Below are 25,849 nucleotides of genomic sequence, written 5' to 3'. Positions count from 1 at the left end.
GTGTTCGCTTTCCTTTTAAAGAAGGTGTCGTTTCATTTACAAGGAAAAAGCCTCATGATATAGTCGAAGGGAGAAACGAACCTTTACAAGAATGGGAAGTGTCAAATACATGGAAAAAGAAGTTTTTATCCAACAAATCAAGGACGGAGTGATCGTTTCTTGTCAAGCATTGCCTGGAGAACCCCTATATACCGAAAACGGCGGTGTCATGCCCCTATTGGCAAAAGCAGCTCAAGAAGCTGGTGCTGTTGGCATCCGTGCCAATTCCGTTCGCGATATTCGCGAGATCCAAGCAGCTGTTGATTTGCCGATCATCGGAATCATCAAAAAAGACTATCCACCGGAAGAACCATTTATCACAGCAACCATCAAAGAGGTACACGAATTAGCAGCTTTACATATTGCGGTGATCGCCTTGGACTGCACCTTGCGCAAACGTCATGATGGCTTGACGGTCAATGCCTTTATCAAGCAAATCAAAACTCTTTATCCCCATCAACTACTCATGGCAGATATCGCCACCTATGAGGAAGGCATCAATGCCTTTGAAGCGGGCGTCGATTTTGTTGGTACAACTTTGTCAGGCTACACGGCGAACAGTCCTACCAATGACGAACCGGACTATCAGTTGATCCAGCAATTGGTTGCGGCGAAGGTTCCGGTAATAGCCGAAGGCAAGATCCACACACCGGAACAAGCAAAAAAAATTCAGGATATGGGTGTGACCGGTATCGTGGTTGGTGGTGCCATCACCCGACCAAAAGAGATCGCCAGTCGATTCGTGCAAGAGCTTCGCAACTGAGTCGTTCATTTCCTAAAATAAGTCTTTCTATGCGCCTTGTGACAGAAGGCGCATTCTTTGTTGTCTTTTTGAGAAACGTTTATACTTAAAAGAGAACGAATGACAACAGAGAAAGCGAGTGAAGAAAATGACAAAAATCAATGCTGGTACAGCAATGATCAAGATTTTTGAAGCGTGGGGCATCGACCATATCTATGGAATCCCCGGTGGATCTTTCAACTCAACGATGGATGCTTTGTACCATGAACGGCAATCGGTCAAATATGTTCAAGTACGTCATGAAGAAGCGGGTGCGCTGGCAGCGGCGGCTGATGCCAAGCTAACGGGAAAAGTCGGTGCGGTTTTTGGTTCTGCTGGTCCGGGTGCCACCCATTTGATCAATGGCTTATACGATGCTCAAATGGATAATGTGCCCGTCGTTGCCTTGTTAGGACAAGTAGCTTCGAGCTCGATGAACTACAATGATTTTCAAGAAATGAATGAAAATCCGATGTTCGCTGATGTCAGTATCTACAATCGCACGGTCATGTCCCCTGAAAGTTTGCCCCACGTGGTGGATGAAGCCATTAAAGCCGCCTATAAATTTAAAGGCGTTGCTGTAGTAACGATCCCGGTCGATTACGGGTTTGCAGAAATCGACGAACAGGAGATTGCAACCGCCAAAAATCATAAGACGGGTGTTCTCCAGCCGGATGAAGACGATTTACGAGCTGCCCTTTCTTATTTTGAACAAGCAAAAAAACCTGTCCTTTATATCGGACAAGGTCTCTTTGGTCATTTTGATGCCATCGATGCTTTCTCGAAGCATTTCTCAATGCCTGTAGCGGCTTCTGTCTTAGCCAAAGGCATCGTGCCTGATCTTTATGAAAACTTTCTTGGATTTGCCGGACGGGTTGCGACAAAACCAGCCAATGAAGCTTTGGCAGAAGCTGATCTCATCGTTTTTGTCGGCAGTGACTTCCCTTTTGGACGCCGCTTTTTCAATCCTAATGCCAACTTTGTCCAAGTTGATATCGACGCCTCGAAATTTGGTCGTCGTCATCAGACGGATGTCTCCGTTTTAGGAGATGGTGCGACCGCTCTTAGAAAATGGACAGAGATGGCAGCCCCTCGTCCTGCAGATGCCTGGATAAAAGCCAATCAAGAAAACGCTCGGAATTGGCATGCATGGCGCCATAGTTTTGACCATGATGCGCAAGAGCCCTTGCGTCCTGAACCTGTCTATCGAGAAATCAACCGTATCGCAGCTCCTGATGCCCTGTTTGTCACAGATGTTGGTAATGTGACGATCCACAGTATCCGTCATTTAGAAATGACGGGTGAACAGCGTTTCACAACGTCTGGCTGGTTTGCGACAATGGGCAATGGTGTACCTGGTGGGATCGCCGCTCAATTGAGCTATCCGAATCGCCAAGTATTTACCTTTAGTGGGGATGGCGGTTTTGCGATGCAAATGCAAGACATCATCACCCAAGTGAAATATGATTTACCAATCATCAACGTGGTCTTTTCCAATGACTCATTCGGCTTCATCGAAGCGGAGCAAGAAGATACCGAGCAAACCAAGTTCGGTGTCCAACTAGCCGGTGCTGATTTTGGTAAAGTTGGGGAAGCATTAGGTGCGAAAGGCTTCACGGTAACGAAGGAAGAAGAATTAGCATCCGTCTTTACACAAGCTAAAGAAATCAACGGACCTGTGGTGATCGATGTCAAGATCGCTAACGAACGACCTCTTCCTGTCGAAGAACTGAAACTTGATCCGAACCGCTTCAGCGCTGAAGAAATCGCAGCGTTTAAAGCAAAATACCAAGTCCATGATCTGCCAGCTTTGAGTGAGTTGTACGTGAATTCTGAGGAATAAAAAAAAAGAGAGAAAGACAGCAACCCTGTCCTTCTCTCTTTTTTTAATCGCTCATTTCGTATTAATAATCCATCGCCTTACTTATTATAAATTTTCGGGCCTTTACGCATGTTTTTCCGATCATTTTTTGGGGATTCCATCTTTTTTGAACGGCCGCCGCCTTGTTTTTTCTTGATTAGTTCTAACATTTTTTCTTTTTGATCCATCGATTCCACCTCTATTTCTTAGCAATACGATCTGTCGGTTGAAAAGAAGTGTTCCTGACTTCTTTTATGTTTGCGAACAACTACTTTATTTCGATTGGGTTAGAAAACAAACGCTGCCTATTGACGTGTCTAGAGTCAGCAGTTCCTTTTGACATTTTTACTACCCTGATTTAATCTACTTTGATTTTGATTGTTTGTCAATGGCTCTTGAAAAAATCATGTGCTTTTGTTGCCTTCTCCCAAATAACAAACCACCATTTATTATATTATTTTATCATTTTATCTAGTTAAATCGAATATTTTTATTATTTATTGGTATAATTATAACAGAATCTCTGTTCCTTTCTTTTGCTTCCTTCGTTCTTCTTCCGATTGTCTCCTAACTTTCGTCGTTCTCACAAATCACGCTATTTGAAAGGAGGTGGATATGTGCTGCACACTTATGCACCTGAGCAAATTTATTTGTATGTTTTGATTGGCTGTGCTGTTTTAGCCTTTTTGCTGCTTCTGTTTGGGGATATCTTCGATTTCGACGGACCAGTCGATCCGATGTTAATTATTCCATGGTTTGCCTTTACAAGTCTCTTCGGTTACTTAGGAGAAACTTTTCTGTCTGGCTATTCGCTCCTACTTTTCGTCATTAGCGGCTGCCTTGCTACAGGGCTCGTTTTTCTCTTGAATTTTTACGTGCTGATTCCCATGCGAAATGCGGAAGCGACACTGTCAAGTTCTGAGAAAGATTTTGAAGGTCGCATCGCAACGGTGCTGACGCCGATTCCTTGTGAAGGAATGGGCGAAATTCAACTCACAAGTGTCACTGGTTCAAGCAATCGACCAGCTACGGCTTTCCAACCAATCGATGAACCATTAGCAGCTGGATCGAAGGTTTTGATTATTGAAGTCAAAGAACGAGTTTGCTACGTCGTTCCTTACACAAAAAAATTTTTGGATAACTAAACTAAATCACTAAAGAGGTGTATCTATGGATATTCTATTATCACCAATCGTTTTCGCGATCGCCATCGTGGCATTCATTTTATTAATGCTTTTGATCGTCTTTGTCACGAAATATCAAACAGCCAAGCCCGATGAAGCATTGATCATCAGCGGAAGCTATCTAGGTAGCAAAAATGTACACGCCGATGAAAGCAACAACAAAATCAAAATCGTGCGTGGTGGCGGAGCCTTTGTTTTGCCAGTGTTTCAACGATCGAATCGAATCAGTTTGCTCTCCAGCAAGCTGGATGTCTCAACGCCGGAAGTCTACACTGAACAAGGGGTTCCCGTGATGTGTGACGGAACTTCCATTATTAAGATCGGCTCATCCGTGGAAGAAATTGCAACGGCAGCGGAACAATTTCTAGGAAAAACCCGTGAAGAATTAGAAAATGAAGCGCGGGAAGTGTTAGAAGGCCATTTGCGTTCGATCCTTGGTTCGATGACTGTGGAAGAAATTTATCAAAATCGCGACAAATTCAGCCAAAGTGTGCAAGAAGTAGCCTCTGTCGATCTAGCGAAAATGGGCTTGATCATTGTCTCCTTTACGATCAAAGAAGTACGAGACAAAAACGGCTATTTGGATTCTCTTGGAAAGCCTAGAATCGCCCAAGTCAAACGGGATGCTGAAATTGCGGAAGCTGAAGCACTGAAAGAAACCCGCATCAAAAAAGCCCAATCGGAACAAGAATCGCAAACAGCGGAATCAAAACGCATGACCGAAATCGCTGAAGCATTGAAGGAAAAAGAATTGAAGCTGGCGCTTTATAAGAAAGAACAAGACATCGCCAAAGCCGATGCCGATCAAGCCTATCATCTACAAAGTGCCATCATGAAACAAAAAGTCCGAGAACAAGAGATTGAAGTCGAAGTCGTTGAACGACAAAAACAAATCGAATTGGAAGAAAAAGAAATCTTGCGTCGTGAGAAGCAATTTGATTCAGAGATCAAGAAAAAAGCCGATGCGGATCGTTATGCGCTTGAACAAGAAGCGCTAGCCAAAAAAGCATCTGCCTTAGCTACCACTGAAGCCGAGCAATTTCGAACAGAGTCCTTGGCAAAAGCCGAAGCCGATAAGATTCGTTTGATCGGTTTGGCAGAAGCCGAAACCACTTTGGCGAAAGGAACGGCAGAAGCCGAAACGAAAGAAAAAGTCGCTGAAGCCTTCAAGAAATACGATGAAGCAGCCATTCTGAGCATGATCGTCGAGATCCTGCCACAATTAGTCAAAGAAGCAGCCGCACCATTAGGCAATATCGATAAAATTTCAGTCGTTGATACAGGATCAGGTGAAGGTGGCGGTGCCAATCGTGTCACCAATTACGCCACCAATCTCTTATCGACCACACAAGAAACGTTGAAAGAAACCCTCGGTCTTGATGTGAAATCGTTGATTGAAAACTTCGCCGGTTCCACTACGAGCGAGCCGCCTCAAGAATAAGAAAACTGCTGTTAGTCTTCATCGCTTTACAAGCGACAAGGCGAACAGCAGTTTTTTTCTTACTCATTGCTATTATGCTTACTCAGTAACCTCTTTGACATATTTTGCAGGTACACCAGCCACGATCGTGCGCTCAGCGACATCTTTGGTCACCACCGACCCAGCAGCAATGATCGCATGGTCACCGATGGTCACACCGGCAACGATCGTTGCATTTGAGCCAATCCAGACATTCTTCCCAATCGTAATGGGGGCTGGATAAAGCGTGCTACGATCTTCAGGGTGAAGGCCATGATTCAAGGTAGCTAGAACAACGTTATGCCCAATTAGGGTATCATCACCGATCGTGATCCCTCCTTGGTCTTGAAAATGACAACCCGCATTGATAAAGACATCTTTGCCAATGCTGATATTCTTGCCATAATCTGTATAAAAGGGTGGAAACAGCGAAAAAGTCGGCTCAACTGGTTTTCCTGTTAATTGGGCAAAAAGTTCTTGTAACTCATCAGACTCATGGTAGACTGTATTGATTTTCATCGTGATTTTTCTCGCCTTAGCACTCAGAGCTACCATTTGTTTGGAAGCTTGCGAACCGGCAAGTAAGGGTTCGCCACTTGCCATGAGTTTGTTTAATTGATCGATCGTCATGTGTTTTTCTCCTATTCATTTGTTATTCACGAGGATTTCTTAACGAAAAAATAACCTCTACGTCTTCCGCCCCAAGTACTTCTTTTAACCCCGTCGGATCTTCAATGACACCGATACGATTATAACCACCATAAGAATTGGTAAAGGTCTGATAAAACAGCACCAACGTATGACTATTCCAGCTCATGATTTCTCCTTCGTGAATGATCTCCGGCCGTTCTGTAGTCATTTCTGGCAAATTCTCAGAAAAACGATAATATTTCTCGTTGTTGTTCAAATCACTCATTGTCACCGTAAAGGGCATTTGATTCATTAGGTGCTCAGACACCTCATTTTCATAAAACTTCGCTAGAAAATCCTGTTGACCAACCGTAATGACGACAGCTGTTGCTGCTGAAAACTGCTGGACATTCTCTTGGCTAGCTTCCGATGAAGTTTCGTTAGCGGATTGCATATTGGTTCTCTCTGTTTCGCTTGTCCCACAGGCACTTAATAAGAACAGCAAAATAGCGGATATCAATTTTATAAGCATCTCTTCGCTCCTTTCTGGTGATGATTCTATGTAGAAGCGGGCAACTGAATGCGTATTTTCAAAAAAACACGACTGCTCAGCAGAGGCAGAGTGACCGAACAGTCGTGAAGATCGTTGTGGCTATTTAGTTCAAATGTTCTTGGAAGAATTGGGTCATTTGATCAAAAGGAATTACGTCTGTTTGATCATATAGATCAACGTGCGAAGCATTAGGAATGACCGTCAACTCTTTGTTATCGCCTTGTAATTGTTCAAAGGCGTCTTGACTGAAGTAAAGAGAGTGGGCTTCTTCCCCATGTAGTAATAAAACGGCGCTTTGGATCTCATCGATATACGACAAGAGCGGCATATTTAAGAACGACAGCGATGATGTCACGTTCCAACCGTCATTAGAATTTAACGAACGTTCATGATAGCCGCGTTCCGTTTTGTAGTAATCGAAATAATCTTGCATAAAGACCGGTGCATCCTCCGGTAGTGTATCTGGCACTCCACCTGCTCTTTCGTAGCTACCGTTAGCAAAATCGACTGTCCGCTGGGCGTTCAGCTGTTGGCGCAATTCATGACGTCCTTCAGCCCCCATCTCATCAAAATACCCCTGAGCATTGACTCTCGACATGTCATACATCGTGGCGGAAACCGTCGCTCTCACACGGGTATCAATGGCTGCGGCATTCAATGCCATCCCGCCCCAACCGCAAATTCCGATCAAGCCGATTCTTTCTTCATCTACATTTTCTTGGACTGACAAAAAATCGACTGCTGCCTGAAAGTCTTCTGTATTGATATCTGGTGATGCCACATAGCGTGGTTCCCCACCGCTTTCGCCTGTGTATGAAGGATCAAAAGCGATCGTAACAAAACCTCGTTCAGCCATCGTTTGGGCATATAGACCAGATGTCTGTTCTTTGACTGCCCCAAAGGGTCCGCTAACCGCGATTGCTGGAAGTGGTCCTTGCGCATCAATTGGTTCATAAAGATCAGCAACTAAAGTGATGCCGTAGCGATTTTCAAAAGTTACTTTTCGGTGATTCACCGTGTCACTTTCTGGGAAAACTTTGTCCCATTCATCTGTAAATGAAACATTTTCTGTCATCGTTTCTCCTCCTGAACTGGCTTGTGTTGCTTCGTTTGCCGCCTCGTTATTGCTGCTGCAAGCACCTAAAATAAGTGGTGCTAGCATCAATAGTGATACAAGTGCCTTTTTTTGCCAATTTTTCATTTCATTCGCCTTCTTTCATGGTCAATCATCCTGTACCTTAGGGCGACATATACAACTCCTTTTCTCTTTTGATCTTTTGTTTGTTACCAGCAACTCATAGATCAAAAGAGTGATTCTCGGATTAAATCTATTGTACTTCGCGGTCTTTTCCATGTAAAATATCAATATCAAATACCTAACTATTCATTATACGAATAACAAGAGGAGCATTTTAAATGGAATTAAAAAATCTGACCACCTTTTTAGCAGTTGCAGAAAAAGAGACAATTTCGGCTGCCGCAAAACATCTGCATCTTTCTCAACCTTCCTTGTCCCGACAATTGATGGAGCTAGAAAAAGAATTAGGCGTGACGTTGTTCACCCGAGGCAATCGCAAAATCACACTAACAGAAGACGGACTGTTGTTTCGTAAACGGGCGGAAGAAATCGTAGAATTATTAGAAAAGACCCGCTCAGAATTTTTGTCGCCTCGAGATACGATCGCCGGCAATGTATCGATCGGAGCTGGAGAAACTTATGTGATTCAGTTGCTAGGAGCAATCATCAAAGAAATCCAAGCTGAATACCCCAACATCAAATTTCACTTTTATAGCGGCAACGCCGATGAGGTCAAAGAACGATTGGATAAAGGATTGTTGGATTTTGGTGTCGTAATCAGTCCAGCAGACGTCAAAAAATACCATTCCTTACGCTTGCCTGCCAAAGATACCTGGGGCGTGTTGATGCGAAAAGACAGTCCTCTAGCTCTCAAAGAAGTCATTACCCCAAAAGATCTCTGGGACGTTCCCCTGATTACTTCGCGACAAAGTTTGGTCAGCAGTGAACTTTCTAAATGGTTGAAAAAAGACCTGAAAAAATTGACGGTCGTCGCCACATATAACCTTGTTTACAATGCATCAAAACTGGTAGAAGAAGGTGTCGGCTACGGCTTGACTCTAGATAAATTAGTCAACTTCGCCCCCGATAGCCAATTGTGTTTTAGAGAATTGAGTCCTGCACTGGAATCAAACCTTGACGTTATCTGGAAAAACACCCAAGTTTTTTCAAAAGCTTCTGGACTTTTCTTGGAGCGGATGAAGGAACAGTTTTCGGAGGATAGGTATTGAAAAACAAAAAACGAGGTGTTTCATCTTTCACATGAAACACCTCCTTTTTTTTATTAAATGAGATGATTTATTGGCTAAAATCAGTTAAGGCATTCCCGTTCTTTAACTTGGACGTCTTTTTCCATCCACTGAAATAGATGAAAAAATAGCCTATCTCCTTTAAATCACGACTCTTTATTACGAGACTTCCTAAAAAGCCATTGCGCATTCCGATAGCTATGGGTAAAAATATACAAATTTCCTTAGCTTTTAAGAACGACAAATATAAGAATTTTATTTTTTCGAAAGAAAATTGCTTAAATAGAATGCTTTCGAAACTCAGCGATTTGGTAAATATCACTCAAAGGAACGTCACTCGCTACATCAAAAATCATAGAAAAAAACGTCATTTTCGTGCCATTGGTCGGCGCCTTATGAATCCTTTCTTTTGTGTCATCACTGATTGGTAGAGAAAATAACTGTGTTCGGACTTTCTCGCTAAAGTGAAAGGAGACTTTGAAGAAGCCCTCCCACATCGAGAGCCAAAAAATTGGTTTCACTTTATTCGTTCCACGAGTCGTTGTCCATTTGTATTCGCCTTTGGACAACCACGCTTTCCCATCTTGGTAATAGCGCCAATCCATAAGAGAGATTCCCTCGTTCTCAAGCGTTTCGACAAAACGTTGATAAATGGCATATCCCTCACCCAGTGATTCCGCAATCAGCTGCTCTGTTGGTTTCACGTTTTTGTCTCGAAACAATTGCTCTTTGCCTTCCATCCTTTCACTCAACTCCTTGCGCTTTTTTAGGTTTTTGCTACGTTACAATTTAATTTTGTTGATATCATCAGTGATGACCCAATCGTCCATATTTTTTTCACGATTGTACTGAAATGGCGTTATTTCTTCTAATTCAGCGATTTCATAGACCGCTAGATACTTTTTCCCTGCCCAACGATCGACTTGCTTTTTCGATAGATTCAACTCTTTTTCATAGCGTTCTACAAAATCTATGGATTCTTCTTTCGTCATCTTTTCAGATTCAGTCACATTGGCAATGATGCCCCGATGAGTGATGGTCAAATCGCCGCTGGTCTCCACAAAATAAACAAGATCGTTGATTTTGGCTCTTCCTCCTAAGGGTGATTTTCTGCCAGCTGCCCCCCGAATGATCATTGTTTTGTCGCCATGAATCAGTTTCTCAAGCTCTTTGGCTTCCTTATTTAAATAGACCAAATGTTCTGCCCGCCCAGCTTTTCCTTGATACCATTCTGCTGTTTTTGTCATAAGAAGTTCCTCTTTTCATATGAATTGTTTTTTAGCGTTGTCCATTCCATACTGAATGGTTATTGGAACATTTTTTCAATCGTGTATAGGTGAGAGCTGCAACTGTTTCGATTGATGAATGAATAAAAACATTTGTGCAAAGGCATCTGGGATACCGCATTGGTCAAATGTTTCCGCATCTTCTTTCGTTTCGAACTTGGTGATGTCAGCCCAAATTTCTCAATCTACTAATCATTCAAAAGAAAGGTATCCTCTTTGTTTGAAAATGTATTCACGGTTGAATTGTTCAACGACTGGAACAAATTCTGCTGTTGAAGCACCTTTTATTAATTTGTATAAGTTATGAAATGCAACCTGTCCCATCGTGTGTTCCTCCTTTCCGATTCCCTCAAGAAACAGAGCATTTAAACAACTAATAGTCGTCGATTCAACATTCGAATGACTTTTTAACATCCCGTTGTATTTTTCCCTATAATTTCTAAACAGTTGCAACAAAAAGTCCGTTCATCTGAAGAGCATCCGATACTAAAACGATCACTCAATCACTTCCCCTAAAAGCTTGTCGTGGGGAACGATCAAACATTTCTCGATTGCTTTCCAATAGCTTTCATACAGCCTTTTTTGGGCTTTGCCATAGTTTTCTTCGGTATCAAACTCCCAATAGTGGGCATATTTCACACATTTTATGACTCTTGTCAATGGATCAGGCAGGCGTCCTTCCTTGATGGTGCTCATTTCTTTAATGTAATGGGTTCGTTTCATTAATCGAAAGAACAAAGCCCCCTCCATGGCCTTCATTGCCTCTGTTGCTTCCTGCATGATTGCTTCAAAGGTATCGACTTCACTTGGTTTTACTTGATAAATACTGATTTCTGAAAACACTCCGACCGCTCCTTTCACTTGTGATTTTCTTCTCAATTATAGTATACCAAGTTTACGCCGTTGATAGTTTGGTCATTTTATTCATTTCTCATTTATCTTCCGTTTATTATTGATTTGGCCTCCTATATGCGGGATCAAATTGCTAGATTTTAAATTCATAAAAGACTAGCAGCCAAGCTTTATCCGTAGTCACCTGCTTGCCATAGTCATTAAAAGGATCATAAAGCTTTCGCCTACAAAAAAAGCAATCAACTTTTGACAGTAGACTGCTTTTTCTTAACGCTCATTATTGCAAAAGGAACGGTTTTAGCTCTGTCTCGATAAAGTCGATTCGATCAAAGACAGTTGGCTTAAAATAAGCCGTAATAGCAATGACGCAATCTGATTCGGGATCAATATAAAGGACATTTCCGCTATTACCGATGGCGGCATAGGTGCTTTTCTCAGTATCCAAAATCCACCACAAATATCCATAACTCATGTTTTGAAATTTCTCTGTGTTTGTCTCTAGCGGATTGACCATTTCAGTGAGCCATTGTGAGGAAATCACTTGTTTCCCTTGATGGATGCCTTGGTTCAAGCATAGCTCACCGATTTTGGCTAAATCTTTTGCTGAAAGGCATAGCCCGTAACCTGCTGCCCCAATATTTAAAGGATCGCAAAACCAAACTGGTTTTTTTGGTGCCTTGCTCATTGTAAAGTGCTTATGTTCTTGTGCCGTTTCCGCATAATAATTGGTTATTTCGGCTACACCAAGAGGGCGAAATAAATAATGGTTCGCATAATCAACGGTCGTCATTCCAGAAGCTTTCGCTAACAAACCAGTGAGGATCTGCAGACAAACGGTTTGATAATTGAATTCATTTGTCACTCCTTTTCTTCCTCCCAATAAATCAAGGGAGGCGCTGGTCCAGTCGTCGCTCGAACAAACCTTTGTCCATGGATCACCTTTGCATTTATACGGGGCTCGCATCGTTAATAGGTGTTTGATGGTAATATCGTGAATCGTTTTTTCGCCCCGTTTTACGGGATAGTCTGGAAAATAATCGAGTACTTTGTCATTGACACTCCTGATGAGGCCTTGATCTATCGCTATTCCGACTAGTAGAGAAACGATACTTTTCGTAGCGGACATAAGGTGGCAAGTATCGTCTGGCTTATACTCATGCCATTCATCCGAGTAAACTTCCTTTCCATTTTGGTAGGCAGAAATTTGGCAAATATTGGGCTGGTTTTTACTGATACATGCATGCAGTTCTTGTCTGTTCATTTGTGAAGTCTCCTTTCAAAGATAAGCATAATACCATTAAAAATTGTTTTCAATGTTATTTTTAAAATTGTTTTTGAAAGGACTTTTAAAAGACTACTAGCGATGGATAAACAAAAAAAGGCCTCAGTGACAGAGGTACCTTACTTAAAACTTTCGAATATCGATTTTTGATTTCTATCCAGTTTTTTTGCGAGGATCGTTATCAACAATTCTTCTAATGCCGAAATAGTGGCGATGGTCCCCAAAATCAAGACAACAATTCTTTCATGGAATACGATGAGCAGCAATGGAAAAATACATAAAAGAAATCCGACTGCTTTGTTGAGCCATGTATGCAGACTGCTAAAAGACTGAAATTTTACATAGCCAATCAGATAACTGACGAAGCGGATGATAGCGATCACCAAGATCCAAACCATGATCGTTTGGGTTTCCAAAAGCTGCGGTAGAAAAGAAAGAAAGACAGCGAGAAAAAAGCTTACATCTGCGAAACTATCTAGTAAGGCACCGACCTCACTCGTGAGGTTCATCCTTCTTGCTAGTAGCCCATCGACAAGGTCACTTAAAAAACAATAGGAATAAAGCAGCCAAAACCAGCCAGACATTGGCTGAAGGAATAGTAAAAGTGGTGCTAGAATCAGTCGAGAAGTAGTAATGATATTGGGTAATTGCTTCATTTGTTCCCCCTGAGATACATTTTCTGAATACCTAAGATTGTTGCAAGTTTTTTAAAGAAGCTCAGAAACGTTAAAATGTTCTTTCTTCTAAGCATTTCGGCGATGCCCCCTATCAAAGTCTCACAGCTAGTCCCTAATGCTCCTATAAAAATCGTATCCGTTCTGTACTATCTGGTATCTGATTCCGAACCTTTATCCATCGTCCTGCTCGGTAAACCTCGTATTCTTCAAAGCGGCAAGGCAGCCCTTTTGCATGGGCGATATCGTTACTGTCCATCACTTGAAAATGCAGATGAGGCGAAGTCGAATTGCCGGAATGACCGACATTGCCAATCACCATCCCTTTGGTGATTTTTTGTCCTACGGAAACTTTGATGGATCCTTTTTGCAAATGGACGAATGCCATATTTACGCCCTCAGAAGCTTTTATCACAATGTAGTTGCCAGCTATTTGTTGATACTCATCTTTTTGTTCATTAAAAAACAAGCCATTTTTTAAAGCAATCGAAAAATCTACAACCCAATGAACGACTTTGCGTTCCCGATAGCCCTCTCTTACAACAATCACTTCACCATCACAGGGCGAATAGATTTCTTTGCCCCAACAATAACAGTTCTCAAGGGGAACTCCTAAGAAGAAATAGCGCAGAAAGCTTCGGTCGTGAAAAGCTTTTGTTTTCCCCTCAAAATCGACTTGTAAAAAATCAAACGCATAACGTAACCCCATTCGATCGGTGCCATGACTAGGAATCTTCTTGGCTGGTGTAGTCGGCGCAAGCCACTCACCTCTTAAGGGAAATTCAATGGTTATCGGCTGCTCTTTCATAGGACTTTCTCCTTTTTGGATCACATGATCTCTTTTATTTGGAAATGACTATCAGCCTCGCGGCAATCTATACCTGTGCTTTACTCCTTTTCACTATAGGTCACCTAAGCCTTTTTTTCAACTCTAAAAAAGTGGGCTAATAGGAGTAGCTAAAAAAAAACACCTCAATCATATAGTGATTCCAAAAAGTTAGATCAAAAATTCTAACTTCTAGAAGTCGCTTCATGGATGAGGCGTTCTCACATTCTATTTTACTGTAGGTCCTGTAGGTGACGACTCGTTCGACTAACTTTTTTTAACGGCTATTGTTTTCGCTCCACAAGTCGGTAGTAGACTCTTGCAGTGATGAAATACACCATTAAATAGATCATTGTAAACAGCAGAACAGAGATAATCGATACCGTGATCAATAAGTTGCGATCTGTCAGACCAAAAAGAAGCAACAACTTCCGAATCATCGGCAAAGCAAATGCGAGATGGATGATCGCTGCCGCCAATGGAAATGAGAAAATCATCAAGACTTGCTGCTGGATCACTTGTTTGACTTCCTTATGGCTTAACCCAACTTTTTGCAAGATCTCGAAGCGTTCTTTGTCCTCCATCCCTTCGGAAACTTGTTTATAATAAATGATCAATGCGGCAGCTAAAATAAAGACCACACCAAAAATCAAGCCTAAGAAGAAGAAGCCGCCGGTAAAGGTTTTGGTCTCACCTTCAAAAAGATCTTTTGACTGAACGCTCGCATGAGCATCTGCTGCCAGAAGTTCGCTGCGAATCTCTTTTGCGATCGCTTCGCGATCGCTTGCTTCTGCTGCTTGAAAATTAAAGACTGTTGTTGTCATTGGTTGCTGGTAAAGTTGAAAATCTTCTTTTTGATACCAAGAGCTTAGCTTTTCAGTAAGCCACTGATCATCCGCCACAAGAACAAGATGCTGAACCGGGTTTTCTGTTTTCGTGAATGTTGGCAGTTCCTTCAATTCCCGCAAACGAAATTGACGATCATCGATCGTGGTCTTTTCTGGTAATGCTTGTTGGGTCCAAGTTGCGGGAAAAACAAATAATTCATCTTCAGCAGGTCCTGTTTTCCCGCTGATTTCATGGTATTCAGACCTGGTAAGAAAAGTAAGGTACACGGCTTTATCTAAACTATCACTATTTTCTTCAAAAGTGGTTGAAGGAACAAAGTTTAGGCCCTCAAAGGTAAAAAGCAATGGTCTTGTTGTAGTGACTTGCTGGCGCTCTTTGATCGTTAGCTTCTCTTCAAGTCCATCAATCACTGTGTTGATTTGCTGGGAATCAGCCGCTGACTCAATTTGAACATCGTATGGAAAACGAGTTTCGATCACATTCTTTTGTCCAAAGTAAAGACTGGCGGTCGTAGCAACTGTCACTAACACCATCGTTGATAAAATACAAATACTTGCTAAACCAGCAGCATTTTGCTTCATCCGATACAGCATGGTAGAGATATTGATAAAATGGGTCGTTTGATAATAATAGGTCGTTCGTTTTCTTAAAAACTGCAATGCTTTGATACTACCAGCAATAAACAACAGATAGGTAGCCAAGATTACGAGGATGACGGCGACAAAGAACAGGCCTAAGGCACTGATGGGAGACTTGATCGTCACAGAGATCGTATAGCCCGCCACTAAACAAAGGACACCTAATAGTGCTAAAATGCCTTTCGCGCGAGGCTCTTTTTCATTACGCTTGCTTCCCTGTAGTAATTGAAGTGGATTGGTTTTGCGTACTTGCAACAGGTCAAATAAAAATAGACAACCAAACACGCACATAAAATAGAGGATCACAAATCCAATGCTCTCAAATGAAAGTTTAAAAACAAAGAATTCACCTACGGCTAAGATTTTCTTCAGAATCAAAAATCCTAATCGTGCAAACAATAAGCCACTGATCAGTCCGGCCGCAAGACTAATAAGAAAACTGTAAAAGAGTTCCCAAAAGACCACGAAGGCTATCTCGCGTTTTCCTAGTCCCAAAACATTGTAGAGACCAAATTCTTTTTTTCGCTGCTTGATCAAAAAGTTATTGGTGTAAAAGGAAAAGATCGCCGCAAAGATCATCAGGATGATATTTCCTAAATGAAACATGAAAATGGCGCTTTGACTACTAGGAAGTTCCTTCATCCCCGGATTGTTCACGATGATTTGCGTCATCATCAAAACAGCTACCAAGAAACTCATGGATACTAAAAAGGGTGTGTAGGCTTTGGCATTTTTACGTAAATTGGAGAAGGCGATTTTTTGAAAGAACATTCGTTACTCCTCCTTCGCAAAAACAGCAGTCATTGTTTCGGCGATTGCTTCTAGAAAAGCGGTATCACTCCGTTCTCCTCGATACAACTGGTGAAATACATACCCGTCTTTGATAAACAAGACGCGTTGTGCGCGACTGGCTGCGATCGAACTGTGGGTGACCATCACGATCGTCTGTCCGTTTTGATTGATCTGCTGAAATAATGTCAGTAGTTGATCAGAGGTTTTCGAATCCAGCGCTCCGGTTGGCTCATCTGCTAATAGCAGTTCTGGTTTTGTGATGATCGCTCGTGCGACGGCAACTCGTTGCTTTTGTCCGCCAGACAATTCATACGGGTAATGCTGCAATAAATCGGCGATCCCTAAAGTTTGTACAATAGGCTGAAGCTGCAATTCCATTTGTTTGACGGAAACTTTCGATAAAACTAATGGCAATAAAATATTGTCCTTTACCGTAAAAGTGTCCAATAAATTAAAGTCTTGAAAGACAAAGCCTAAGTGATCCCGTCGAAAACTTGCTGCATCTTTTTCTTTGATGGTGGTCAAATCGATGCCATTCAGCTGCATCTCACCCGCTGTCGGTTGGTCTAACGTCGCCATCAAGTTCAGTAGCGTACTCTTCCCCGAACCTGATTCCCCCATGATGGCTACATATTCCCCTTCTTCTACCTTAAAGGTGATATTCTTCAACGCTTCGACGGGTTGCCCATTCAGTTGGCTTTGATAGATTTTTTTAACTTGTTGAATGTTTAAAAGTGTCATCTTGTTCCCTCCCTCCTATTTAGAATAAGCTGACGAGCAGAAAAAAGCGACTTACAATAAAAACCGCAAACTTACAGTGTTGAAAGTTTGCGGTTACTCGCTATTTGTGGTGGGAAAATGAAGCGTGACGGTAGTTCCCTGTCCTACTTCAGAATCAATCGATAAACGGCAGCCGATTTTTTCAGCCGCTTGTTGACTCATATATAAGCCTAGCCCGCTCGCTCGTTGCTGAAACCGACCATTGTGTCCCGTATATCCTTTCTCAAAAACCCGCGGCAAGTCTTCCTTACGAATACCAAGGCCGCTATCTTGAATCACCAAGGCATTGTCTTTAGTGAAAACATTAATGCCACCGGTTTCAGTATACTTCAAGCTGTTGAAAAGAACCTGTTCAAAAATAAAAATGAGCCACTTTCGATCAGATGTCACCGTCAAATCCACTGCCATATCCAGTTGCAGATTCTTTTTCGAGAAAAACAAGGCATACTTTTTGATTGTTTGACGAACAAGGGGCTCTAAAGCAATCGACTCAAAGACAAAATCATCATTCGCTAAATTTTGTCGCAAATAATTCAACATCATTTGCAAGTAATCGTTCACCTTAAATAATTCCGCTTTGACCTCCGTCGGTGACAGGGTATCGCTTTGAACCAAAAGATCCAACGCCGCTAGAGGCGTTTTGATTTGATGAAGCCACAAGCCGAAATCTTCATAAATTTCTTCATTTTTCACGGTCGCTTTGTATTCAGACAGAGTTTTTTCTTTTGCCATCTGCCTAAGAAGCGTTTGATACTCGTCTTCTAGCCGATTTCGAGTGGTCGGCAAGAACGCCAACGCCGCTTCCGTCATACGTTCTTTTCTTAATAAATGCTGTAGCTGCTTTCTTTTTTGTGCGTAACGAAAATAATGAAAAAGGGAAAGACCTCCTAAAATCACCCCTGAAAAAACCGCATAGTCAATGAAGGGTTCTAATGGAAGGCTGTGAAGAAAGAATAACCCTAGTAGACCCGCACTAAATAGCAGGTAAACGAGATAAAACTTTCCATACAACACGAAATATTCTTTCACATTAGTCATAGGCGTGTTCCTTTTCTATCAAATAGCCTTTATTCTTTACCGTTTGGATCAAATCGGATAGTTCGATCTGGCTCAATTTTTTTCGCAAACGAGTCATATTGACGGCTAATGTATTGTTATCGATGAACTCTTCACTATTCCAGAGCATTTCAATGATGGTCTCTTTGGCTACGATCTTCCCTCGATGCTGCAAAAGCAAGGAAAGAATCCGAGCTTCATTTGGAGAAAGCGGCAACTGTTCCCCCTGATTTTTTAATACATTTTCTGTTGGATAAAAGGTTACTTGCCCTATGTTAAAGGTCAGCGCTTGTTGGTGGCTATACTGATAGCTGCGCCGCAGCAACGCTTGGATTTTTGCCAAAACGAAGGCTAAATCAAAGGGTTTTGTTAAATAATCATCCGCCCCCATGTTCATCGCCATGATTTGATTCATCTGCTGATCCATCGACGAAAGAAAAATGATCGGTACTTCTGACGCCTTGCGAATTTCTTGGCACCAATGATACCCATTGTAATAAGGCAAGGAGATATCTAAAAGAACGAGATCAGGTTTGATGTCGTGAAACTCTTGCAAGAGTTCAGCAAAATTCTTGGCCGAATGGCATTCGTATCCCCACTGCTGCAAATAATCGGCTAAAACAGAGACGATCGTCGCATCATCTTCAACCAGATAGATTTTTTGCATGTCTTTCTCCCCTCTGTTGATTATTCGGTCGGTTCTTTAGAGACAGTGTACCAGAAAAGAAAAAGAATCGTCTAGATGGAGGAACATTCCAAAGGACTGTTTTTTCCTTAATCTTCTGCCAAGTGAGCAAGGATTTCTTGGTACCGTCGGGTGGCGAAGGAACTAATTTGTCCTTTTTTACAAAAATTCAGTTTCCCCAGTTTTGGTACAACCCGTTCTACAATAACATTGCCATTTTTAACTTTCGATTCAAACTGCTGCAAAGCCTCCAGAAACCGTGCGTCTTTTCTGGCAGAAGGATAAAAAGACAAGACATACAGATAATAAAAAAGATTGTACCCTCTAAAGGGGTATTCTGTCTGCATAAACAATGTGCCCATTCCGTAATGACAGGGACTGATTGGCTGACGAATCTCCCAATGAGCAAGCAAGCATTCGATTGCTTGATTAAGTGTTTCCATCTGTTCACGATCATGAGTATATCGAAAGGCATCAAGGACCGTTAACGTCGTCATCGGGGTTGAATAGCGGGTCTCCGGGCCGCGACCAAAACTGTATTTATTGCACTTCCAGCCGCCATCTGTTTCCTGAGTAGCAAGAAAATAGTGAAAGGTCTGTTGCAGCCGCGGGTCCCTTGCGTAACCAAGAGCACACAGCGTTCGCAATGCCAGCGCTGTATGACAGGGATAAATCCCCCCTGATGGCGAAATTTTAAATCTGCCATCTTCTCTCCATCCTTGAAAGATCAATGCAGCGGTCTCTTTTAATAAGTTCTCCTCAGGCGACATACCAAGTTCAAGCAAATAATGAGGACACTCTAAGGTTGTAAAGGGTGCTCCTTTCAGTAATTTATGGTCTGGCGTCGACCATAAATCGGCGCCATGATCATATTGACGGGAAATGATCGCTTCGATATCTTGCTGAACCGTCTGATCCATATTGTTCCTCCTCCATTTCTTAAGTGCCCTGCAATCAACGCAACAACCCTTATTGACCCACAATGCAACAGCTTCTAGAATGATAAAATCGACGTTTTTCAACACATGAGTTAGATTTTTGTATTCGAATTGTCCAAATAAATTTTAGGAACCAACGAGTTTTTCAGGATGGACGTACTTAAAACAAGAGTGTTCAGATTTTCCTGATGACAGGTTCTAAAAAAGTTTCTCTCTAAACTCGCCTGATTATGCTAGCCCCTTAATGAAAGATCACCTTAATAAGAACGCGCTCACGCAATAATTTAATGCCACACTCTTCTAGTTAAAGGAATCAGGCATAATGAAATAGTTCAAAACGAATGCCTTCTGGGCTTTCAAAGAATAAGGCATAGTAGTTAGGAGCGATGCGCTCTTTGTACTCCATTGGTCGATCGTGAAGGATCTTTACCCCTAAGGCTTTTATTTTGGGAAAGATCGCATCTACTACTTCGCGGCTTTCCGCCTTAAACGCCATGTGCTGAACCGAGCCAGGTTTTCTTGAATCGATTTTCTCCTTCTTCCATTCTTTTCGTGGGGAACAAATACCGAAATCAAATGAATCCCCTATATATTCTACTACTTCCATATCGGCATGTTCTAAATACCCAGAATATTTCTTCTGAAGGTCGAAACCTAATAGTGCAAATAATTGATCATAAAAACCTTCTGCTTTTTTTACATCATTGACTGTGATTTGGATATGGTGAAACTGAATGTTCATAATCGCTCCTTACTGGCTAACAAAATAAGTGTTTCAGGAAGAAAAGCCGCTTGCGGAAGTTTGATTCAATGGGATTAGCCAGGAAGCTCATTTAATGTAGAAATCACATTTCCCATTGCCTTTGCTACCTCTTTAGGCAACTTATTATAGCCATCATTTTCTGTTTCTTGAGCCAAAATAAAGTCCAGCCGTCCTTGCATCCGCTCTCTTAAATGAGCAACATAGGAGGCATCTTGAAAATCGACTTCGAACCCTGTTACTGGCAGGTAACTCATTTCTGTGATTTCACCAAACCTTTTAAAATTGGCCTCGCCTTCCACAATTTTTTCAATCGATGTCAGCGTGACTTCAGGTGTGACCTTCTTGTCTTTATAAAAGCCTGTATTTAGAATATAACAAGCCGTTTGGTTTTCTTTGAATAAGTTCATGAAATGGGCAAAATCTTCTTTTAAAGGATAGACTCTAAATGGATTGGCATAAGGCTCGATGACCAGTTTATCTATATCCGTGGTCTCGACAACATGTTCAGCTGTCGTGCGCTTCGTAGCTAAGGTCAAACCAAAAACAGCGGCTAAAATCGGATCGTCAATTTTTACTACAGGAGGTAGCGTGTCATCTTTCATGATCCAAAATACTGCATCGATCGGCGAATCTAAATGATCCACCCGGTTAGGTGTGACATACCGTGATTTGACGGTTCGACCATTCCCGTTACGAATATCTTGGGTGACGATGACCTTTTTTCCTTCCTCGTCTAAAGTGACCCCAACATTTTGACAGGTGATAAAGTAGCGGACATTTGGGTTGGTTAATGGATAGTCTTGCGTTTTATCAAAATAAGAAGGCTCCAGAGCAGTGGACGCACCATTTGTTTGATTGATCACAAACGCATCGTCATGCAGAACCTTGATATCATATTTGCCATCATGTTCTGCCAATGTAATGGTCGATTTTCCTGATCCTGAAAGACCAAAAGCAGCTATCGTAAATGTTCGATTCGGTAGCTGATATTGCTTCATTCCTCCATGACACGCCACAAAGCCATTGCGATGCGCGGTAGCCCAAGCCAAAGTTAATGTCGCTTTTTTCAATTCACCAAAATAGTTTAAGCCTAAGACTGCCGCAACATTGTGTTCAGGATCAAAGAGAGACAGCCCATAAGGAAAATCAGGATGTGTCCAGTCCGGATCAGCGTACAAGAAAATATCTGTCTCTGGATAGTTCTTGGAATGTTGATACCTTTCCTGCCATGATTTCGTCAGCATTTGAAAATTCAACAAATAAGAATAAAAATTGGTTTCATAGTACTCTGGTAGCAACAGGTGTGCTTTGACCATAAACGCTTCGTCTAACCCTACAACAACTTCACCGCCATAGAATTTTTTACGTGTCCCTTGAAATAAAGCATCTCTTAAAATCCCTTCATACAATTTTCGATCAATCCCGGGATGTCCGATGATGCGTCGAGCTGCCGCTGTCCGTCCAACAACTTTTCCGTCATTAAACACGATGACTTTAGCATCCTCCGGTAGTCCTAACTCCTTGGTGTGTGTGACCGGCATATCCGTAAGAATAGCGCCAGAAGATTCTTTTGCTAAGCGATAGGCCGTGGCTAGATCATGAATCCAAGTGACATTGTTCCCATAAAAAGCTGACTCTATCAACACTTTAAAACTCGACAAATGCGTATTCTGCGGTGTAATCTCTTTGTGTGAAAATGCACGAATCGTTGCCATGTGTAATCCCTCCTAACAAAAATTTTCTATTCACTACGTTTATTATAATACTTTCTAATCACCACACGCCATATTTTTATACACATTAACTATAAATTGCCGATAAACCATTTTGTTAAAGGATTGGGATGTCTGCATATTTGAAGCTTCACTGCTTTTTGCATTGATTTTTTCCCCGCTCATCAATAGTGAGAAAGAACAAAAAAACTGGCACAGAAAGAGTATCTTTCAGTTCCAGTTTCTGGTTTTATATTTCATCCATTCTAAACGTCACAATCGACGTAATTAGATAGACAGATGGGTTTTAGTTGCTTATTTCTCAATTGACTTGCTTTCTCTAATAACTTTGCTATCGTAAGATTTTATGACAATTACCATAAAAAGAATTCAAGATCAAAATTGCTGAAAAAAACTTGCTGTTTCTTAACGACGTTCTAACAACACGACACACTCCACATGGGTCGTTTGTGGGAACAAATCAACAGGTTGGACTTCTTTTGTCACATACCCTTCTTCCGCAAACAACGCGAGATCACGAGCCAAGGTTGCTGGATTGCAGGAAATGTAAACGATGCGCTCTGGTTTAACCGCAGCAGTCGTTTCGATAAAGCTAGCATCTAAACCTTTGCGAGGTGGATCAACGAAGACGACTGTCGGTTGAATGCCTTCGCGTAGCCATTGCGGCATGATTTTTTCGGCTTTACCGATAAAGTAATGCACGTTTTCGACACCATTTCTTTTGGCATTGGCTTTGGCATCGTTCACTGCTTCAGGAATGACTTCCATCCCTAACACTTCTTTCACGCGATCAGCCAAACTAATCCCGATCGTTCCGATTCCTGCATAAGCATCCACAACGACATCATTTTCAGACAGTTGCGCCATCTCGAAGGCGGTTTGATACAAGACTTCTGTTTGCGCTGTGTTGACTTGGTAGAAAGATTTCGCTGAGATTTGGAAGGTTTTACCTAATAATTGATCATCGATCGATGACTTGCCATACAACACACGCTCGAATTCCCCCATGATCACATTGGTTTTTTCTTCATTGATGTTTTGAATGACAGAAACAACTTCTGGAATCTCTTCGTGGATCACTTCCGCGATTTCTTCTCCTTTGAAGAATTTCGGTTTACGTGTCACTAATACGACCATCATTTCACCTGAGTGATGCCCACGACGAACGACAATGTGGCGTAAGAACCCTTCATGGGCTTCTTCATTGTAGGCTTTGACATTGAACCGCTGCAAAATATCTCTGACTTTGATGATTGCTTGATCGATGTTTGGATCTTGAATATAAAAGTCTTCGATCGGTACCAGAGTATGGCTGTTTTTGCGGTAAAATCCAGTCGTTAATTCCCCATGGATTTTTTGCACAGGGATTTGCGCTTTGTTGCGGTAACCAAATGGTTTTTCCATTCCGATTGGCGCATTGACTGTGATTTCAGGCAATTTGGCGATTTTAGCCAAAACATTCTCTACTTGCTGCTGTTTGAAGGCTAATTGTTTGTCATAGCTCAAATGACTCAATGGAGCGATACCGGTGCGCAACAATGCTTCATTCGGCAATTCTTGCCGATCAGGACTTGCTTGCAACAATTTCATCACTTTGGCAAAACCAAATTTGTTGCCGACTTTCAACACTTTGACTAAGGCACGTTCATTTGGCAGGGTGTTTTCAATAAATAATAAGTACCCATCGACTTTGGCGATCCCATTTCCTTCATGGGAAAGATCCAAAATATCAACTTCAAGTTCCTGATTCTTTTTAACAGGATAATTTTTCATAGATTTCTCCTTTGTGCTTGCTTTCTTCATTTTAAAAAGGAATGGCCGAAATTGCAAGCGGTGCTTATTCTAACGGTTCAACTTGACTTCGAGCAAAAAAGAACCGAAGGAGGGAAATCGGCTGATTGCTTTTTCTGGGTCCTGCGGCGAAGAGCCGCTGCAACACAGGAGCAATCCCTTTTCCATCCTTCGGAAAATCGAACAGATCAGAAGTGTTTAAAACTTTCGATCACTGTTTTAGTTATCAGTTATTTTTCTTTTTCTGTGATTTTTCCCGTTCGCTCTTGTTCAAGATTTGTTTTCTTAAACGAATGCTTTCTGGCGTCACTTCACAGTATTCATCATCATTCAAGAATTCCAATGATTCTTCCAAAGAAAGAATACGAGGTTTCTTGATAACTGAGGTTTGGTCTTTGTTTGCAGAACGGACGTTGGTCATTTGTTTTGCTTTCGTGATATTGACTGTTAAGTCTTTGTCACGAGAGTTTTCACCAATGATCATCCCTTCGTACACTTCGGTACCTGGTTCAACGAAGACCGTTCCACGTTCTTCAATACTCATGATCGAGTATGTTGTTGCTTTTCCTGTATCGATCGATACAAGTGCACCTTGATGACGGCCACCAATTTGTCCTTGGATCATTGGTAAATATTGATCGAAAGTGTGGTGCATGATGCCGTAGCCGCGAGTCATTGATAGGAATTCTGTCGTGTAACCGATCAAGCCACGAGCTGGTGCCAAGAAAATGATCCGTACTTGTCCATTCCCTGTATTGATCATATCTTGCATTTCTGCTTTACGCATTCCCAATGATTCGATTACTGATCCCATGTATTCTTCTGGGGTATCGATTTGCACCCGTTCAAATGGTTCGCATTTCACGCCATCGATTTCGCGTTCGATAACTTCTGGACGAGAAACTTGCAATTCAAAGCCTTCACGACGCATATTTTCGATCAAAATTGACAAATGAAGTTCGCCACGTCCAGAAACGATCCATGAGTCAGGTCCGATTGGATCCACACGCAATGAAACGTCTGTTTGCAATTGCGCCATTAAGCGTTCTTCAATTTTACGAGCGGTTACGAATTTCCCTTCGCGACCCGCAAATGGTGAATTGTTCACGATAAAGGTCATTTGCAAAGTTGGTTCATCAATGTGTAAAACAGGTAATGAATCTTGATGATCGATTGGTGTAACAGTTTCACCAACGAAGATATCTTCCATCCCAGAAACGGCAATCAAATCACCGGCTTTGGCTTCTTGGATTTCTAAACGTTTCAAACCGAAGAAACCGAAAAGTTTCGTCACACGGAACTTTTTAACTTCTCCGTTTAATTTCATCAATGCAACTTGGTCGCCGACTTTGATTGATCCGCGGAAGACACGGCCAATACCGATACGTCCAACGTAGTCATTGTAATCAAGCAATGATACTTGGAATTGCAATGGTTCATCGCTGTTGTCGATTGGCGCTGGAATATGTTCGATGATCGTATCAAACAATGGTGCCATCGTTTTTTGTTGATCAGCAGGATCATCTGATTCACTTGAAGTTCCGTTGATCGCAGAAGCGTAGATCACTGGGAAGTCCAATTGGTCATCGTCGGCACCTAATTCGATAAATAGTTCTAAGACTTCATCGACAACATGCTCAGGACGAGCAGATGGTTTGTCGATTTTGTTGACAACTACGATTGGCACTAAGTGTTGTTCCAACGCTTTTTTCAATACGAAACGTGTTTGAGGCATCGTTCCTTCATAAGCATCAACAACCAAAACAACACCATCGACCATTTTCATGATCCGCTCTACTTCACCACCAAAGTCCGCGTGTCCTGGGGTATCCATGATATTGATTTTTGTACCGTTGTATTCAACCGCTGTATTTTTCGCTAAGATCGTGATGCCACGTTCTTTTTCGATCGCATTTGAATCCATCGCCCGTTCTTGTAATTGGGTATGGCTATCTAACGTTTGGGATTGTTTCAATAATTCATCAACTAATGTAGTTTTTCCGTGGTCAACGTGGGCAATAATAGCGACGTTGCGGATATCATTTCTAATATTCAATTTATAAACTCCTTTT

General features: G+C 41.8%; 25 protein-coding genes. 5 read left to right on the top strand and 20 right to left on the bottom strand.

The genetic code is table 11. From position 1 onward, the window contains the following. Window positions 1-109 precede the first annotated feature (109 nt). Both A5882_RS12290 and spxB read left to right on the top strand, forming a co-directional pair. Entirely contained in the window at window positions 110-802 is a 693-nt protein-coding gene (locus tag A5882_RS12290; protein WP_008381380.1) for an N-acetylmannosamine-6-phosphate 2-epimerase, read from the top strand. Window positions 803-929: 127 nt separating this feature from the next. After that, complete coding sequence (gene spxB / locus A5882_RS12285; protein ID WP_008381382.1) at window positions 930-2,663, top strand: pyruvate oxidase; 1,734 nt, start codon at window positions 930-932, stop codon at window positions 2,661-2,663. Between the two features lie 77 nt (window positions 2,664-2,740). On the opposite strand, the gene A5882_RS20120 is transcribed toward spxB, so the two are convergent. After that, window positions 2,741-2,869: a hypothetical protein gene (locus tag A5882_RS20120; protein ID WP_005236316.1), complete on the bottom strand. Its 129-nt coding sequence runs from the start codon at window positions 2,867-2,869 to the stop codon at window positions 2,741-2,743. A 411-nt stretch (window positions 2,870-3,280) separates the two neighbouring features. Between A5882_RS20120 and A5882_RS12280 the strand changes: the two genes are divergently transcribed. Both A5882_RS12280 and A5882_RS12275 read left to right on the top strand, forming a co-directional pair. Next, window positions 3,281-3,826 (top strand): NfeD family protein, encoded by a 546-nt coding sequence (locus A5882_RS12280; protein WP_016620851.1) that lies wholly within the window; start codon window positions 3,281-3,283, stop codon window positions 3,824-3,826. A 25-nt stretch (window positions 3,827-3,851) separates the two neighbouring features. Continuing rightward, on the top strand, window positions 3,852-5,306 hold the full coding sequence (locus tag A5882_RS12275; RefSeq protein ID WP_086372845.1) for a flotillin family protein: 1,455 nt from the start codon (window positions 3,852-3,854) through the stop codon (window positions 5,304-5,306). A 78-nt stretch (window positions 5,307-5,384) separates the two neighbouring features. Here A5882_RS12275 and A5882_RS12270 read toward each other — a convergent pair whose 3' ends face one another. The 3 genes from A5882_RS12270 to A5882_RS12260 all read right to left on the bottom strand — a co-directional run bounded on the left by A5882_RS12270 (window position 5,385) and on the right by A5882_RS12260 (window position 7,582). Further along, complete coding sequence (locus tag A5882_RS12270; RefSeq protein WP_005236324.1) at window positions 5,385-5,954, bottom strand: sugar O-acetyltransferase; 570 nt, start codon at window positions 5,952-5,954, stop codon at window positions 5,385-5,387. A 22-nt stretch (window positions 5,955-5,976) separates the two neighbouring features. Continuing rightward, a complete protein-coding gene (locus A5882_RS12265; RefSeq protein ID WP_008381393.1) occupies window positions 5,977-6,486 on the bottom strand; it encodes a cyclophilin-like fold protein in 510 nt (169 codons plus the stop codon). Window positions 6,487-6,610: 124 nt separating this feature from the next. Beyond that, on the bottom strand, window positions 6,611-7,582 hold the full coding sequence (locus A5882_RS12260; RefSeq protein WP_202801589.1) for an alpha/beta hydrolase: 972 nt from the start codon (window positions 7,580-7,582) through the stop codon (window positions 6,611-6,613). A 341-nt stretch (window positions 7,583-7,923) separates the two neighbouring features. Here A5882_RS12260 and A5882_RS12255 point away from each other — a divergent pair, with 341 nt between their 5' ends. Beyond that, on the top strand, window positions 7,924-8,814 hold the full coding sequence (locus tag A5882_RS12255) for a LysR family transcriptional regulator (RefSeq protein ID WP_005236329.1): 891 nt from the start codon (window positions 7,924-7,926) through the stop codon (window positions 8,812-8,814). A gap of 296 nt (window positions 8,815-9,110) precedes the next feature. Here A5882_RS12255 and A5882_RS12250 read toward each other — a convergent pair whose 3' ends face one another. From A5882_RS12250 to typA, 16 genes are all read right to left on the bottom strand, one after another. Next, on the bottom strand, window positions 9,111-9,572 hold the full coding sequence (locus tag A5882_RS12250; protein ID WP_086372844.1) for a DUF3788 family protein: 462 nt from the start codon (window positions 9,570-9,572) through the stop codon (window positions 9,111-9,113). Between the two features lie 42 nt (window positions 9,573-9,614). Then, a complete protein-coding gene (locus A5882_RS12245) occupies window positions 9,615-10,079 on the bottom strand; it encodes a hypothetical protein (RefSeq protein ID WP_086372843.1) in 465 nt (154 codons plus the stop codon). A 231-nt stretch (window positions 10,080-10,310) separates the two neighbouring features. Beyond that, complete coding sequence (locus A5882_RS20115) at window positions 10,311-10,442, bottom strand: hypothetical protein (protein WP_008381400.1); 132 nt, start codon at window positions 10,440-10,442, stop codon at window positions 10,311-10,313. Between the two features lie 171 nt (window positions 10,443-10,613). Then, window positions 10,614-10,961: a hypothetical protein gene (locus A5882_RS12235; protein ID WP_008381402.1), complete on the bottom strand. Its 348-nt coding sequence runs from the start codon at window positions 10,959-10,961 to the stop codon at window positions 10,614-10,616. Between the two features lie 286 nt (window positions 10,962-11,247). Further along, complete coding sequence (locus A5882_RS12230; RefSeq protein ID WP_086372842.1) at window positions 11,248-12,231, bottom strand: serine hydrolase; 984 nt, start codon at window positions 12,229-12,231, stop codon at window positions 11,248-11,250. A 140-nt stretch (window positions 12,232-12,371) separates the two neighbouring features. Further along, window positions 12,372-12,908, bottom strand: coding sequence for a CDP-alcohol phosphatidyltransferase family protein (locus A5882_RS12225; protein ID WP_086372841.1), 537 nt, complete (start codon window positions 12,906-12,908; stop codon window positions 12,372-12,374). 142 nt (window positions 12,909-13,050) lie between these two features. After that, window positions 13,051-13,734 (bottom strand): M23 family metallopeptidase, encoded by a 684-nt coding sequence (locus A5882_RS12220; protein ID WP_086372840.1) that lies wholly within the window; start codon window positions 13,732-13,734, stop codon window positions 13,051-13,053. Window positions 13,735-14,036: 302 nt separating this feature from the next. Continuing rightward, window positions 14,037-16,010 (bottom strand): ABC transporter permease, encoded by a 1,974-nt coding sequence (locus A5882_RS12215; RefSeq protein WP_086317329.1) that lies wholly within the window; start codon window positions 16,008-16,010, stop codon window positions 14,037-14,039. 3 nt (window positions 16,011-16,013) lie between these two features. Continuing rightward, window positions 16,014-16,772 carry an ABC transporter ATP-binding protein gene (locus A5882_RS12210; protein WP_005236354.1) on the bottom strand — a complete coding sequence of 253 codons (759 nt, stop codon included), beginning with the start codon at window positions 16,770-16,772 and terminating at the stop codon, window positions 16,014-16,016. Window positions 16,773-16,865: 93 nt separating this feature from the next. Beyond that, window positions 16,866-17,849 carry a sensor histidine kinase gene (locus A5882_RS12205; protein WP_061054030.1) on the bottom strand — a complete coding sequence of 328 codons (984 nt, stop codon included), beginning with the start codon at window positions 17,847-17,849 and terminating at the stop codon, window positions 16,866-16,868. Further along, the gene (locus A5882_RS12200) at window positions 17,842-18,534 is read right to left on the bottom strand and encodes a response regulator transcription factor (protein ID WP_061054029.1); all 693 of its coding nucleotides are present in this window, start codon (window positions 18,532-18,534) and stop codon (window positions 17,842-17,844) included. Before A5882_RS12200 ends, A5882_RS12205 begins: the two co-directional genes overlap by 8 nt. Before the next feature lie 107 nt (window positions 18,535-18,641). Continuing rightward, window positions 18,642-19,472, bottom strand: a complete 831-nt coding sequence (locus A5882_RS12195; protein ID WP_086317325.1) for a prenyltransferase — start codon at window positions 19,470-19,472, stop codon at window positions 18,642-18,644. Window positions 19,473-19,803: 331 nt separating this feature from the next. Beyond that, window positions 19,804-20,232: a VOC family protein gene (locus A5882_RS12190; RefSeq protein WP_008381416.1), complete on the bottom strand. Its 429-nt coding sequence runs from the start codon at window positions 20,230-20,232 to the stop codon at window positions 19,804-19,806. 74 nt (window positions 20,233-20,306) lie between these two features. Then, complete coding sequence (locus tag A5882_RS12185) at window positions 20,307-21,968, bottom strand: phosphoenolpyruvate carboxykinase (ATP) (RefSeq protein WP_086372839.1); 1,662 nt, start codon at window positions 21,966-21,968, stop codon at window positions 20,307-20,309. Window positions 21,969-22,391: 423 nt separating this feature from the next. Further along, complete coding sequence (gene rlmD, locus A5882_RS12180; protein WP_008381419.1) at window positions 22,392-23,759, bottom strand: 23S rRNA (uracil(1939)-C(5))-methyltransferase RlmD; 1,368 nt, start codon at window positions 23,757-23,759, stop codon at window positions 22,392-22,394. 244 nt (window positions 23,760-24,003) lie between these two features. Continuing rightward, window positions 24,004-25,833, bottom strand: a complete 1,830-nt coding sequence (typA, locus tag A5882_RS12175) for a translational GTPase TypA (protein ID WP_005236363.1) — start codon at window positions 25,831-25,833, stop codon at window positions 24,004-24,006. Window positions 25,834-25,849: the final 16 nt, after the last annotated feature.

The sequence above is a fragment of the Enterococcus sp. 4E1_DIV0656 genome, assembly GCF_002140695.1.
GTDB classification, from domain to species: Bacteria; Bacillota; Bacilli; order Lactobacillales; family Enterococcaceae; genus Enterococcus_D; species Enterococcus_D entomosocium.
Note: the sequence above shows the minus strand (reverse complement) of the source record. Positions and strands in the feature narration are given on the sequence as shown.